At 63.4% G+C, this 13,088-nt stretch carries 13 protein-coding genes and 1 tRNA gene; 10 read left to right on the top strand and 4 right to left on the bottom strand.

Annotated features, from left to right (window positions below):
• Positions 1-18: 18 nt before the first annotated feature.
• Positions 19-714: a GAF and ANTAR domain-containing protein gene (locus tag RDCOP1_RS17705; protein ID WP_072703835.1), complete on the bottom strand. Its 696-nt coding sequence runs from the start codon at positions 712-714 to the stop codon at positions 19-21.
• A gap of 225 nt (positions 715-939) precedes the next feature.
• Here RDCOP1_RS17705 and RDCOP1_RS17700 point away from each other — a divergent pair, with 225 nt between their 5' ends.
• From RDCOP1_RS17700 to RDCOP1_RS17660, 9 genes are all read left to right on the top strand, one after another.
• A complete protein-coding gene (locus RDCOP1_RS17700) occupies positions 940-1,284 on the top strand; it encodes an ArsR/SmtB family transcription factor (RefSeq protein ID WP_072703310.1) in 345 nt (114 codons plus the stop codon).
• A gap of 3 nt (positions 1,285-1,287) precedes the next feature.
• Positions 1,288-1,773, top strand: a complete 486-nt coding sequence (locus RDCOP1_RS17695; RefSeq protein ID WP_072703307.1) for an SRPBCC family protein — start codon at positions 1,288-1,290, stop codon at positions 1,771-1,773.
• Between the two features lie 217 nt (positions 1,774-1,990).
• Entirely contained in the window at positions 1,991-3,346 is a 1,356-nt protein-coding gene (locus RDCOP1_RS17690; protein WP_072703304.1) for a bifunctional lysylphosphatidylglycerol flippase/synthetase MprF, read from the top strand.
• A 154-nt stretch (positions 3,347-3,500) separates the two neighbouring features.
• Positions 3,501-4,352, top strand: a complete 852-nt coding sequence (locus RDCOP1_RS17685; protein WP_072703301.1) for a formate/nitrite transporter family protein — start codon at positions 3,501-3,503, stop codon at positions 4,350-4,352.
• Positions 4,353-4,418: 66 nt separating this feature from the next.
• Positions 4,419-4,868, top strand: a complete 450-nt coding sequence (gene cynS / locus RDCOP1_RS17680; protein ID WP_072703299.1) for a cyanase — start codon at positions 4,419-4,421, stop codon at positions 4,866-4,868.
• A gap of 58 nt (positions 4,869-4,926) precedes the next feature.
• Positions 4,927-5,805, top strand: a complete 879-nt coding sequence (locus RDCOP1_RS17675; protein WP_072703296.1) for an alpha/beta fold hydrolase — start codon at positions 4,927-4,929, stop codon at positions 5,803-5,805.
• Between the two features lie 272 nt (positions 5,806-6,077).
• Positions 6,078-7,493 (top strand): glutamate decarboxylase, encoded by a 1,416-nt coding sequence (gene gad, locus RDCOP1_RS17670; RefSeq protein ID WP_072703292.1) that lies wholly within the window; start codon positions 6,078-6,080, stop codon positions 7,491-7,493.
• A 244-nt stretch (positions 7,494-7,737) separates the two neighbouring features.
• The gene (locus RDCOP1_RS17665) at positions 7,738-8,751 is read left to right on the top strand and encodes a zinc-dependent alcohol dehydrogenase (protein WP_072703289.1); all 1,014 of its coding nucleotides are present in this window, start codon (positions 7,738-7,740) and stop codon (positions 8,749-8,751) included.
• Positions 8,752-9,167: 416 nt separating this feature from the next.
• On the top strand, positions 9,168-9,536 hold the full coding sequence (locus RDCOP1_RS17660) for a tyrosine-type recombinase/integrase (RefSeq protein ID WP_371836832.1): 369 nt from the start codon (positions 9,168-9,170) through the stop codon (positions 9,534-9,536).
• A gap of 125 nt (positions 9,537-9,661) precedes the next feature.
• On the opposite strand, the gene RDCOP1_RS17655 is transcribed toward RDCOP1_RS17660, so the two are convergent.
• The 3 genes from RDCOP1_RS17655 to RDCOP1_RS17645 all read right to left on the bottom strand — a co-directional run bounded on the left by RDCOP1_RS17655 (position 9,662) and on the right by RDCOP1_RS17645 (position 12,336).
• Positions 9,662-11,098, bottom strand: a complete 1,437-nt coding sequence (locus tag RDCOP1_RS17655; RefSeq protein ID WP_072703286.1) for a hypothetical protein — start codon at positions 11,096-11,098, stop codon at positions 9,662-9,664.
• A 262-nt stretch (positions 11,099-11,360) separates the two neighbouring features.
• A tRNA-Gly gene (locus RDCOP1_RS17650) sits at positions 11,361-11,431 on the bottom strand.
• A gap of 83 nt (positions 11,432-11,514) precedes the next feature.
• Positions 11,515-12,336 (bottom strand): oxygenase MpaB family protein, encoded by an 822-nt coding sequence (locus tag RDCOP1_RS17645; protein ID WP_072703283.1) that lies wholly within the window; start codon positions 12,334-12,336, stop codon positions 11,515-11,517.
• Positions 12,337-12,420: 84 nt separating this feature from the next.
• Between RDCOP1_RS17645 and RDCOP1_RS17640 the strand changes: the two genes are divergently transcribed.
• Positions 12,421-13,056, top strand: a complete 636-nt coding sequence (locus RDCOP1_RS17640; protein ID WP_072703280.1) for a TetR/AcrR family transcriptional regulator — start codon at positions 12,421-12,423, stop codon at positions 13,054-13,056.
• Positions 13,057-13,088 lie beyond the last annotated feature (32 nt).

Genomic DNA, 13,088 nt, shown 5'->3' with positions numbered 1-13,088 from the left:
GACCGGACCGGGGGATGCTCAGCGGGGCTCGGGGCCGAGATCTACTATGCGCCGGGATATCTCGACCACGGGTACGTTGGATTCCTGCGACAGTGCAACCATCATGTCGAATGCTCGCTCGGCATCGACGGCGTAGCGCTCCATGAGCATCCCCTTCGCCTGACCGATCAAGTCTCGTGACGCGATGGCCGAGTGCAGTTGCTGTCGACGTTGGGCGCCGACAATAGCGATGGCGGCATGAGCAGCAAGTACCTCACCGAGGTGGATCGACTCGGCACCGAAGACGTGCGGGCGTCCGGCGAAGAGATTCAGCGCACCGGCTTGATCGTTGCCGGCGTAGAGCTTGAACGACAGGACGCTCGATACTCCGGCTTCGACTGCGGCAGGGGCGAATCTCGGCCATCGTGACTCGACGGTCAGATCATCGGATCGAATGAGCAGTGCATCGTGTGCGGCATCGACGCACGGGCCCTCGCCCAGTTGCGCTTGGAGCGAATCCATTTCGTCCGGCATCCGGGAGGTGGCGGCGTGCGATTCGAACTTCTTGCGGCCTGTGATCGTGAGAATATCAGCGCTGTCGGCGCCTGGGATCAAGTCCACCGCGGCTGCGGTGACGTGCCGCAGAGTGCTCTCGAGGTCGGTACCCCCGGAATCGAGAGATCGTGCGAACGCTGCCATCGCTCGGCCGAGGCTGTCGTGATCGAACGCGGTCATCTGAATGTCCTCGTCTCGGTCGGCGGCTCGGTGTGCCCGGATGCGCATCGAGACGCCGCAGCGCCCACGCAGTGCGCGTCGTCAGATCCACACTAACCCCGCTGTTCGGCGGCGACCCCTGGGTTCCCTATCCCTCTCTGCCGCAACATATGAACTTGCTGGGGTGCCCGAAAAGACCGCGCCGAGCCGTTGCACATACAACCGTTCGGTTGTATGTTGTGTCCTATGCAAGGAGGAGATGACGAGGACCGGGCCGACGCCCTGTTCCAAGCGCTCGCAGACCGCACCAGACGCGACATCATGCGCCGGGTTCTGGCGGGAGAGCACTCTGTTTCCGCACTCGCGGCGCAGTACGACATGAGCTTCGCCGCGGTCCAGAAGCATGTCGCCGTGCTGGAAAAGGCCGGCCTGTTGACCAAACGTCGCAGCGGCCGGGAGCAACTTGCCAGCGGTGACGTAGAAGCGGTGCGGTCGGTGGCATCGATGCTCACCGAGCTGGAACAGATCTGGCGTGGCCGCATCGCGCTCATCGACGAACTGATCGCGTTCGACTCGAACCAGGAGGAATGAGTCATGCCCGTGACAGACATCCACAAGGACATCGACAATCTGACGCTCACGATCACCGCGGATTTTGCGGCACCGGTGGAGCGTATCTGGCAGATCTACTCGGATCCGCGCCAACTGGAAAAGGTCTGGGGGCCACCGGAGTACCCGGCGACCTTTGTGGACCACGACCTGTCGCCCGGTGGCCGAACCACATACTTCATGACGAGCCCCGAGGGTGAGAGGTATCCAGGATACTGGCAGATCTCCGCGGTCGACGAACCCCGGAGCTTCGCCTTTTCCGACGGTTTCGCCGATCAGGAGTTCCATCCGGATCCCGACCTCCCGGTATCCACGAACGTCTACAGCTTCACCGAAAACGGCAGTGGCACTCGAGCGACATATGTGAGCACGTACGACTCTGCCGAAGCACTCGGGAAGGTCGTGGACATGGGCATCATCGAGGGAACCTCGTCCGCGCTCGCACAGATCGACGCTCTGGTCGCGGCCTGAGCCACGGACAGACCGAGCGCCCGCTCGAACCGGATGCGGTTCGAGCGGGCGCTACCGGTCGCTCGGGTCGTGGGCGGACGCGGCGCCGGCTGTGGCGCCGGATAAGGCTGGTTCGTTCCTTTGCGTGCTCGCTCTTCACCCGAAACTGCGGAGCGGAGGATTCAGCGGGCATACGGTCGTAAGGGCGTCCGATGTCGCTGAGAATCGAGAGACACCCATGACGACCCTGCAATCCGCCGCGTCCTCGGCGGCACCCGGCGTGCAGCGTGCCGGACTCCGTTTGTATCTCCTCGCGATGATCGCGTTCGAGATCGCGGCGTACCGGTCGGGCAGGGGCACCGTTCTGATCGTCGCCCTCGCTGTCGCGATAGCGTTCGTCGCCCGCGGCGTGTGGCTGCGCCGTCCGATGACCCGTATTCACGCGGCTGCGGCCCTGCTGTGCCTCCTGGTGGCAGGTCTGGCGTATGCGTGGGAGCACAGCCATGTCGCGTTCGTCGCGATCGCGGTGTCGGGTCCGGTGCTGGTGCTTCCCGTGGGTAGTAGGCCGGAACCCGAGGAGGAAGACCGGATCGCCTCGCTTGTCGAGGAGAGCAGCGGCGATCCCTTGGCGCCCTTCGCCCTGAACTCGTCCAAATCGTATTTCTACAATGCCGGCCGCACCGCCGCGATCGGCTACCGCGCCCGCGCCGGTATCGCGGTGGTGTCCGGCGACCCGGTGGGCCACTCGCCGGCATTCGACGATCTGCTGTCGGATTTCGCGCGCTTCGCGTCCGATCGAGGGTGGCGCGTGGCGGTCCTCGGGGCCAGTGAGAACACTGCCCGGTTGTGGCAGTCGGGCGATCGGGGTCGCCCACGCATGAGGTCGGTGTGTATCGGGTGCGATGTCGTCGTGGATGTCGGGCACTTCACCCTCGTCGGCCGGCGCTTCCGCAATCTGCGCCAGGCGGTTCATCGCAGCCAGAACGCGGGAGTCACCACCGAGATCATCGCGGAGAGGGATCTGTCCCCCGAAGTGCGCAATCAACTGCTCGAGATCGTCTCCCACACTCGCTCCGGGCACCAGCGCCGGGGCTTTTCCATGATCCTCGACCACCTTCTCGATGGGACATACCCGAACATGATGATCGTCATCGCACGCGACCGGGACATGATTCCCGTCGGGTTCCAGCGATACGGTCTCGCGGATCACGGTGACGAATGGAGCCTGGACGTACCGTGGCGCAGTCCCAAGGCACCGAACGGCACAGACGAGCGGATGGCCGTCGACGTCATCGACCATGTCCGCCACGCGGGCGGGACGTCGGTGTCGTTGGCATTCGCCCCGTTTCCCGATCTACTCGGTCCGAACGGGACCGCGCGGTGGCAGTCTGCTGTGCGGATGGGTCTTCGTCTCGGCGACTCGATCATCGCGCTCGAGTCGCTGTATCGCTATCTGGACAAGTTTCACGCCGGGGCGGACAAGCGTTTCGTCCTCTTCAAACTCCGGTACCTCCTGCCCGCGGCGTGGGCCATGCTGACTTTCGAGTTCGTCCCCCATCGCGAATACAGCGCCGGTCGCAGCAACCGGTCGTAATCCCGGCTCGCCGCTCTCACACAAGCACGAACGACCTCACAGCAGCGCCGATGCCGGTGCGAGGGGAACTTAACTCCGCCTGTCACTGCTCGGCAACATATCGGACACGCAGCCTCGGGACACTGGCCCGGCACTACCCGACCAGGAGGTTGATGTGTCCTACGTTCCCCCAGCCGAACTCGCCCGCTCGATGGTCGACGCGGGCCAGAGCAAGGTCCTCATGTCCACACGGGACACCCTCATCCGTTCCTACATGGGTGGCGCAATTCTTGCACTCGCCGCTGCATTCGCCGTCACGGTCACCGTGCAGACCGGCAACGCACTGCTCGGCGCGGTTCTCTTCCCGGTGGGCTTCTGCATGCTCTACCTACTCGGGTTCGACTTGCTCACAGGGGTATTCACGCTTGCCCCGGTTGCATACTTCGACAAACGTCCTGGGGTGACCGTCGGTGCGATACTCCGCAACTGGGGCCTCGTGTTCCTGGGCAACTTCGCGGGCGCGCTCACAGTCGCCGTCATGATCACCTTCATCCTCACCTACGGCTATTCCATCCCGCCGAACGATGTGGCCCAGCAGCTCATGCACATCGGCGAAGCGCGCACGGTCGGCTACGCCGAGCACGGCGCGGCAGGCATGACGACGCTGTTCCTCCGGGGTGTGCTGTGCAACTGGATGGTCTCCACCGCTGTCGTTGCGGCGCTGATGTCCAAGAGCGTCCCCGGCAAGATTCTGGTGATGTGGATGCCGATCATGTTGTTCTTCTACATGGGTTTCGAGCATTCCGTGGTCAACATGTTCCTGTTCCCGTCCGGCCTGTTGCTCGGCGGCGAATTCTCGCTGGGAGATTACCTCGTGTGGAACGAAATCCCGACCGTCCTCGGGAATCTGGTGGGCGGCATCGTCTTCGTCGGCGCCGTGATCTATGCGACGCACATGCGCACTGCTCCGAAGCGGGGAGCCGGAACCGAACCGGAGGTCAAGGAATCGGAACCCGCATCGGCCTGAGCTACCCCGGCCCACTTGCCGGCAACGAAGCATCGCTGTCCGTAACGAATTCGAAAGGGAATATCCGTGAAACCGATTCTTCCGAAGGACGAGGCCGCAGCACTGGTCGACGCAGCACGAATCCGTCAAGGCCTCACGTGGGCGGAACTCGCCGACCACCTCGGCGCACCCCTGGTATGGACGACCGCTGCGCTCCTGGGGCAGCACCCGCTCGGCACAGAGCAGGCGGATCGCATATGCGAACGACTCGGATTGGACGAAGCGGTCGCAGAAAGTCTGGCACTGCAACCTCACCGTGGCTCGTCGCCCGAGGTCATGCGCGATCCCACGATCTATCGCTTCTCCGAGGCACTTTCGGTGTACGGGCCCGCGCTCAAGGCGCTGATCCACGAAGAGTTCGGTGACGGCATCATGAGCGCGATCAACTTCACCGTCGACATCGAGCGGCGCCCCGATCCGGACGGGGACCGGGTGGTTGTCACCTTCGACGGAAAGTTCTTGGACTACCGCTGGTAGGTCGGTAAAGGGCAACCGAGGACGTGCCGATACGGTCGCCGCCGCATACCCTTCCGAGATGCACGAATTCGAGATCACCGTCGGCGATCGGTCCGTCGTGGTGCGAGACAGCGGTAATACCGACGGCGTCCCTCTGGTGTATTTCCACGGAACCCCTGGGTCGCGGCTCGAGCCCGGCTTCGGCGACGATATCGCCGAACGGATGGGTGTTCGGGTGATCAGTTTCGATCGCCCTGGCTACGGCCGCTCCGATGCCGCTGCGAGCACCCTGGGATCGGTGGCGCTCGATGTCGAGGTCATCGTCGACAAACTCGGCGTGGACCGGTTCGCCGCTTTCGGATGGTCGGGTGGGGGACCGTTCGCACTGGCTACGGCGGCCGCGCTGACCGGCCGCGTCACCCGGGTCGGGGTGTCGGGGGGACCTGCACCCGTGCAGGCGATGCCCGGGGCACGGGAGGCTCTGACGGAAAACGACCTCCGGGCGCTGTCGTATCTTCCCGACGAACCCGCTCGCGCAGCCGAGCAATTCGCGGCGGGTAACCGGGCTCTGCTCGAGGCGATGGTCGCGGTGAAGGACGACCAGCAGGCACCGTGGATCGAATGGATGTGGGCGGAGAGCGATCCGGAGGTCGTCAACGATCCCGCAGCGCGGAAGGCTCTGTTCGTCTCCTTCCGAGAGGCGTTGCGGCAAGGGCACATGGGGATAGCCTGGGACAACGTGGCCTTCGTCGGCCCGTGGGGATTCGACGTCGGCGACGTCTCGGCACCGGTCCACCTCTGGTACGGCGGTAGGGATGAGATGACGCCACCGGCCGCCGGCGAATGGCTCGCACAGCACCTACCGAACGCCGAACTGGTGTTCTACGACGGCGAAGGACACCTGCTACCGCTACGGCACTGGAAGGAAATGCTGCAGGCGGTGGTCATCGACCGGTGACTGGGGCGATCGAACGGTCACGCCTCGGATCGCGTCGGACTGCATGCGGATCGGACTGGCTGACCGGTTCGGCCCCTTTCAGGCACCCGTCGATTTGCGTCTTTCCCGATTCTCGTGTTCCCAACCGCGATACGATTGCATCCCGCTGGCGCTCGGAACTCGGTGCCGTCGCTGATTCCTGACAGTAGGGAACAGGTATGGCTGCCCGGAAGGTTCGGTCGAGGTTCGGTCGAACAACTGTCCGATCCGCGTATTGAGGGAGAGGGAGAATCATGTCCGAACCCACCGATCCCACCGAGTTCCGTGGACGCGGTGTCGGCACCAGCGACTCGCTTTCGCTCAATCCTGTCTTCGAGCGACCGGGGGAGGCCACCGACCTCCCGAAAAACCGGATGCCGCAGTCGGAGTCGTATCCCGAGACCGCCTACCAGATTGTGCACGACGAGGCGATGCTGGACGGCAACGCGCGGCTGAATCTGGCCACATTCGTCGGCACGTGGATGGACGACTTTGCCGTTCGGCTCTACACCGAGTCCGCCGACAAGAACATGATCGACAAGGACGAGTATCCGCAAACCGCGGCTATCGAAACACGTTGCTGGACAATACTTGCCGATTTGTGGAACGCCACCGATCCCGACAACACCATCGGAACGTCCACGATCGGTTCCTCCGAGGCGTGCATGCTCGGCGGATTGGCACTCAAACGGAGGTGGCAGAAGCGCCGGCGCTCAGAAGGCAAGTCCACCGAGGCACCGAACATCGTACTCTCGAGCGCTGTTCAGGTGTGCTGGGAGAAGTTCTGCAACTACTTCGAAGTCGAAGCACGGTATGTACCCATCACCTTGGAGCACAGAACTCTTGACGGACACGAACTCGACAAGTACGTGGACGAGAACACCATCGGCGTCGTCGCCATCATGGGCGTGACGTACACCGGAGCGTACGAACCTGTTGCCGAAATCAGTGCGGCCCTGAACCGCATCGCCGCCGACACCGGCGTCGATGTCCCGATTCATGTCGACGGCGCGTCCGGCGCGATGATCGCGCCGTTCTGTCAGCCGGACCTGGTGTGGGACTTCCGCCTCGACCGGGTCGCGTCGATCAGCACGTCGGGCCACAAGTACGGTCTCGTCTATCCGGGCGTCGGCTGGGTCGTCTGGCGGGACAAAGCGGCGCTACCGGACGAACTCGTCTTCTCCGTCAGTTACCTCGGCGGCAACATGCCGACCTTAGCGCTGAACTTCTCACGGCCGGGCGCGCAGGTGCTGTTGCAGTACTACATGTTCCTGCGCCTGGGGTCCGACGGTTACCAGCGAGTCCAGCAGGAGTCGCTGGAAGTCGCGCAGTATCTTGCGCGGGAAATAGCAAAGCTCCCTGCATTCGAGCTGTGGAACGACGGCTCCGACATTCCGGTGTTCGCGTGGATGCTGAGAAAGGGCTACACCGACAAGTGGACCCTCTACGACCTCTCGGACAGGTTGCGGATGAAGGGATGGCTGGTACCCGCGTATCCCATGCCCGACGACCTGGCCGACGTCACGGTGCAGCGGATTGTCGTGCGCAACGGTTTGAGTCACGACCTCGCCACCGCGCTTCTGGCCGAAATCAAGACGGAGGTCGACTTCCTCGATCGGCTGGAGACACCTATCCCGCGTGAAGGTCAACCGGTGCTGTTCCACCACTAGTGCTGGCCGCGTCCGACGCTCAGCCGGACGAAGCGAGCGTGCTCTCGGCACAACAGCGCGGGACCGTCGGAGCCGACTACACACCGATCCGTAACCGATAACGCCGATATTGCGGCGCCTCAGGGGTGAGGATGGGGGAAACGACGCCGGGAAGACCGTAAACGATCTCCGGATTCGGGAAGAAGACTTCTCGGGGTCGAACGGCTCGCGGATGTGCGGGCCCGCCCACCACAGGAGAATCGCGATGAAAGCAGCAGTCGTCACCGACTTCACAGCACCACTCGAGATCCAAGACCTGCCCGTGCCCGACCCTGGTCCCACCGATGTGCTGGTGAAGATGGAGGTCAGCGGTCTCTGCCACACCGATATCCACGCCGCACACGGTGATTGGCCGGTCAAGCCGTCGCCGCCGTTCGTGCCCGGTCACGAGGGCATCGGCCGTATCGAGGCGATCGGGTCGGAGGTGACCGATCGCGCGGTTGGGGACCGGGTTGCGATCGCGTGGCTGGGATATGCGTGCGGCGCCTGCCGATACTGCATCTCCGGCTGGGAGACACTGTGCGAGAACCAGCGTAATTCCGGGTACTCCGTCAACGGCAGCTTCGGTGAGTACGCCGTTCTCCCGTCGGCTTTCGCGACGCCGGTTCCCGACGACGTTTCCTCCGTGGATGCGGGTCCGCTCACGTGCGCCGGTGTGACGACCTACAAAGCGGTGCAGGTGGCGCAGGTGCGTCCCGCGCAGACCGTTGCGGTCTTCGGCATCGGCGGGCTCGGACACCTCGCAGTGCAGTACGCGCGGATCGCCGGCGGTTTCGTGATCGCTGTCGACGTCGAAGACGAGAAGCTCGAAATGGCGCGACGTCTCGGCGCAGACCACGTGGTCAACGCCAAGACCGAGGATCCGGTAGAAGCGATCGCCCGACTCGGCGGAGCGGACGTGGCTCTCGCGCTGGTGGCCTCTGCCGCTTCCTTCGCGCAGGCGTACGCCTCGTTGCGCCGCGGCGGGCGACTCGTCTGCGTCGCGCTGCCGGCCGGTGATGCGTCGCTACCCGTGCCGATCTTCGACACCGTGCTCGGCGGGAAGTCGGTCATCGGATCGATTGTCGGTACACGTAACGACTTGGCCGACGTCTTCGCGCTACACGCAGCCGGGCGTACCCAGGTCATTTCCGAAACGCGTCCTCTGGAGACAGTGAACCAGTCGATCAGCGATGTGCTGAGCGGTTCTGTGCCCGCCCGAGTGGTGTTCGAGTTCTGACCGCTGCCCCGCATGCGTGACTCGTGCTGAAGGGCCGAGAACGACCAAGGCCCCGGCCGACGCGATGCGTCGGCCGGGGCCTTGATCTTTGAGCCGATGACGGGAATCGAACCCGCGTATTCAGCTTGGGAAAGTGTTTCGGGTAGGACCGTTACAGTACTGTAGTAGTACGGTTTTGGTGCTAAATGCCCAGTTGAGAGCATGTAAATCGCCTGCCACTGCGGCCTGGCGGCTACCCGTTGATCATTGGTTGATTACCGGCTGCGGAGGTATAACCGAGGTACGGTGGTGGGCCTGGCGTGCGGCCACCCGTAGGCCGTAGCCTGGCGTCAACCGGGCAGTGCCCGGTTCCCGCAGTACCCGGCACCCGGTCGGGATCAGCGGCCCCGCATTACCTGCGTGACAGCGCACTCACCGTGGACGAAGCCGAAGCGCGGCTGACGCTGGACTGGCACGCTCTGCTTCGGCACCAGACGTTCTATAAGGCGGTGTACCGGCCCGCAGTGCTGCGGGCAAACCGGCTCTCACCCAGCGTCGCGCTGCCGCCCGCGCTTAAGTTCCACGCGTTGCGGCACACCTACGCCAGCCTGTGCGTGGCTGCGGGCATACCGCCGTTGGAGATCGCTCGGTTCATGGGGCACGCCAAGGTCACCACTACGCTCAGCGTGTACGCACACCTGTTCACCGACGACCACGCAGACGCGATGGCCGCGTTAGGCGCAATGGGCCAGCCGACCGCAGAACGGGGGAACGTCGTGCGATTGCGAAGTGGCGCAGCAGGTTAGATAGCCACCCGACGAGTCAGGAATATAGAGACAACTGCGGCGCTGCCACGAAGGTAAGAGGCAACGTGGCGCGGAGCCACTGGGTGGGGGAACAGCGGCTGTGGATGGCGACGATTTGATTGGGATCAGAGGAGCCCCATCGCGCGGCCGTACTTCGCAAGCTTACCCAGTACGTAATTGGAAATGTCGGCGCGCCCCGCCCTGGCTCGCCACATCATTTCGAGGCGGACTGGTTGGAGTCCGGATCGTTCGCAATACAAATCGCTCTTGTACTTGAATTCAGTTCCGAGCATCCTTTCGGTCTCGGCTCTTTCGATCAGCCCGGCATCGGCAAGTCCAGCTCCTATGGCCCGGTTCAATGCAATATCGTTTGTCCTTGCGATTTGGGCGAGATTGTTAAAAGCGGCCTTGGTGTCAGGACCCGTTTTCGGTCCTCTCTTTCCTGTCCCCAGGGTCCCGCCTTGCAAGAGTTGACCGAGTCCGCTGTCGCGAAGCCTGGTTGCGGCGCTCGCGTCCGAACTTGTTGACATTCCTTTGGCGCGCATCAATTCTTTTAGATCTGCGTCGCCATACTGGCGCGCAACCGCGAGTGCGGTCACAGTGTCAAGATAGAGAACACGCGCATCGAGCACGGTGCTTAGAATGCCGATTCGATCCGGTGTCTTCTTTAGTTCCGCCACGATGTTCGCGCCGGTCGCGGTCATCATCCGGTCGATATCCGCGAGTGCGTGACCGCCTCGCGTTACGGCTTCAACAGCTCCCTCGGGATCATTCCCGGCGAGTACCACAGTCCATAGCCGAAGGGATTCCTTCGGCATGAGGCCATTTACGAGCGCGATGTTCTCAAGCAACCGCTTGCGGACGTGAGACAGGAAGCTCCCGATTGTGGGAGACGGCGTGACTAACTCCACGGCCTGGTCGTGTGAAATACCAAGGGCTGAAAGCGAGGCGCCTTCATTCAGCGTGCCGATGGTGCGTTCGGCGATTGATATGAATTCTTCCTTCGGGGGCCCGAGAAATATGTGGACAGCTTCGTCGGGGCCGAAGAGGGATTCGGCTCCGATGCTGTCCGCGATCCGGGTAAGGATGGAAGCAAGTTCAGGGGTATTTACCGGCCAAATCACGAGGGTAAGGCGTCCAGCCCGAGATCTGATAAATGAATTCACCGAATGGAGAATTCCTTCGAGTGCGGGCGCTGCGACCTCTCCGAGCGCCTCGCGCCCTTCGAGGATTATCACTCGTGGAGCATCGGAGGGCTGGAGCTTCTGGAGTTCTTCGCCGACATTAAGGTGGCCTGCAATGGATTCGGTAACAACCCCGTCCCGGAAAAGGCCAATCGTCTTTACGAATGTGGTCTTTCCTGCGCCTGAGGTGCCTTTGAGGATCATAAGGCCTCCGCGACGCGCGGCCCTTAGCTCACCGAATCTGCGATCGACCGCGCTGAGGCTGGCCTCCACAGGTACGACGATGCTACTCAAGGTGGACTGCTTCTCGTCTTCAAGCGCCTCAAAGCGGTCCGGTACATCCAGCTCATCAGGGCCGGAACCCAGCGTGGTTGTCATTTCATGATCGTCTCACGTGATGCCGCTGCCAGTTAGGAGGCGCGTCGCGCGCACTCTTCCGCAAAATGGCGAATGCTCCGACCACCTCGCCTAAGCGGTACAACCAGGGATGCAAGGTGGCGTAGGGCGCGGGCCGCGCGACACTTGTTCTGATCAGGCAGAGGAGTTCTTATCAGGCAGGGGAGGTACCACGGAGGTACCAGATACCCGGAGAATGACGAAGACCCCGGCTGTGCGATGCGCTGGCCAGGGCCGTCAGGAGAGCCGATGACGGGAATCGAACCCGCGTATTCAGCTTGGGAAGCTGATGTTCTACCATTGAACTACATCGGCACGCTGGGCTTTTGCCGATTTTCACCGGCTCCGCGCGAGCTAGGAGCAAACTTTAGCAGACTCCCCGGGTGGTGGCTGCACCCCTATACGAGGGGCTGTCCCTTCCTGATCCGCCGGCGCATATCGGCGAGCAGTACCCGGTACGGCAGTTCACGCACCGCGACTGGCAGACGCTTGTTGACGGCGCCGAGCACCCTCATGAGTCGCTCGAAGCGCCGCTGGTCTCGTGGCGTCCACGCCATCAGCATCTCGTCGCGGAATCGTTGCGGCAGGTAACCCGCGGTGAAGAACAGGTTCAGCCGACCGAACAGGAACGGGATCGGCTGGGGCAGGAATTCGATCCGCGCGATGGAAAGCAGATGCTCGCGGATAACCGGATCGATGCGAACGTTCTCGAGTCCTTCCTTCCAGTACTGCTCGAATGCGTCGCGGTCCTTGGGCCATTTGGACGGGGGGACTTGCAACGTGGTCCCGAACGCGGCGCCGCGCTGGTAGAAGTAGTCGACGGCGTCCTCGTCTACGGGTCCGTAGAGCGAGCGCCGGACGTCTTCGAACCCGCGGTAGATGCACGCCGCAACCCAGAGTTGGAGTTCGTGGTCGAAGGCGTTGTATTTCACCGGGCTTGCTCCGGTCGACCGGACCTGGGCGTGGGCCTTGTTCACGCCGTCGCGGAAGAGTTCCTTTTCTTCGTCGGTGCCACACGCCGCGACCGCGAGGTAGGTGAGGGTGGTGCGGGTGCGCTTGACGGGGTGGTCGAACAGTCGCCCGGATTCGACGCGGCTTTCGAAGACGCCGTAGCCGACGGCGGGCCAGGAGAGCTGCATGATGATGTTCGCCGCGCCGGCGGCGAGCCCGAGGCCGTCCATGGTGTCGTCCAGGCCTGCGGGTTTCTCGAGGGTCGTCATCGTGCTCCTTCTCGGCCGAGTCAACTGAGCACGACTGTACGCAGATAAGTGGGGGGCGTAAAGAGGATCTGCGAAGATAAGCGTATGGCGACAGGACGGCTCTACGGTGGACGCGCGGGTGAGGAACGGCAGGCCGCTCGCAGGGCTGCGCTCATCGAAGCCGGGCTCGACCTTCTCGGTGCGGCAGACGGGGAGCCGACTCTCACGGTGCGCGGCGTGTGCAAGCGCGCCGGCTTGGCGTCACGGTACTTCTACGAGAGCTTCGCGGACCGCGACGAACTCACCGGAGCCGTCTACGACCACGCAGTCCAGCGGATCGCCGAAAGCACCCTCGCTGCGGTCATGGGCGCCCAGCCCGGTGACGACCGCGCGATCGTCCGCGCCTGCGTCGAGAACATCGTCCGCGAGATCGGCGACGACCCGCGGCTCGGGCGCATGCTCTTCTCGGTCAGTCAGGCCAACCCGCAGCTGGCCAAGCGCCGTCTCGAGTCGTCGAGGATGTTCGCCGGGCTCGTCACCGCCCAGGCCGAGAACATCTATTCGATCGCGCACACACCCCGCCTCGACCTGGCTGCGCACTACGTCGTCGGCGGGCTCGCGCAGGTCATGACTGCGTGGCTCGACGGTACGGTTCCGCTGGACGCAGGCGACGTCGTCGACGAATGCGCCGAACTCCTGCTCACGATGTCCGCCCAGCTGCGGCAGGACCCGGAGAGCTGACGACGTCCTCTTCGCCGATGTGCGTCGGTTGT

The sequence above is a fragment of the Rhodococcus coprophilus NBRC 100603 genome (assembly GCF_001895045.1).
In the GTDB taxonomy this organism is placed as follows: domain Bacteria; phylum Actinomycetota; class Actinomycetes; order Mycobacteriales; family Mycobacteriaceae; genus Rhodococcus; species Rhodococcus coprophilus.
The sequence above is the reverse complement of the archived record's forward strand: the minus strand, read 5'-3'. Positions and strand labels throughout refer to the sequence as shown.

Coding starts and splice junctions, on each gene's coding strand:
- RDCOP1_RS17695 (WP_072703307.1), top strand. CDS start 1,288: ATGCCCGTGACAGACATCCACAAGGACATCGACAATCTGACGCTCACG.
- RDCOP1_RS17705 (WP_072703835.1), bottom strand. CDS start 714: ATGACCGCGTTCGATCACGACAGCCTCGGCCGAGCGATGGCAGCGTTC.
- RDCOP1_RS17665 (WP_072703289.1), top strand. CDS start 7,738: ATGAAAGCAGCAGTCGTCACCGACTTCACAGCACCACTCGAGATCCAA.
- RDCOP1_RS17675 (WP_072703296.1), top strand. CDS start 4,927: ATGCACGAATTCGAGATCACCGTCGGCGATCGGTCCGTCGTGGTGCGA.
- RDCOP1_RS17690 (WP_072703304.1), top strand. CDS start 1,991: ATGACGACCCTGCAATCCGCCGCGTCCTCGGCGGCACCCGGCGTGCAG.
- RDCOP1_RS17655 (WP_072703286.1), bottom strand. CDS start 11,098: ATGACAACCACGCTGGGTTCCGGCCCTGATGAGCTGGATGTACCGGAC.
- gad (WP_072703292.1), top strand. CDS start 6,078: ATGTCCGAACCCACCGATCCCACCGAGTTCCGTGGACGCGGTGTCGGC.
- RDCOP1_RS17700 (WP_072703310.1), top strand. CDS start 940: ATGCAAGGAGGAGATGACGAGGACCGGGCCGACGCCCTGTTCCAAGCG.
- RDCOP1_RS17645 (WP_072703283.1), bottom strand. CDS start 12,336: ATGACGACCCTCGAGAAACCCGCAGGCCTGGACGACACCATGGACGGC.
- RDCOP1_RS17640 (WP_072703280.1), top strand. CDS start 12,421: ATGGCGACAGGACGGCTCTACGGTGGACGCGCGGGTGAGGAACGGCAG.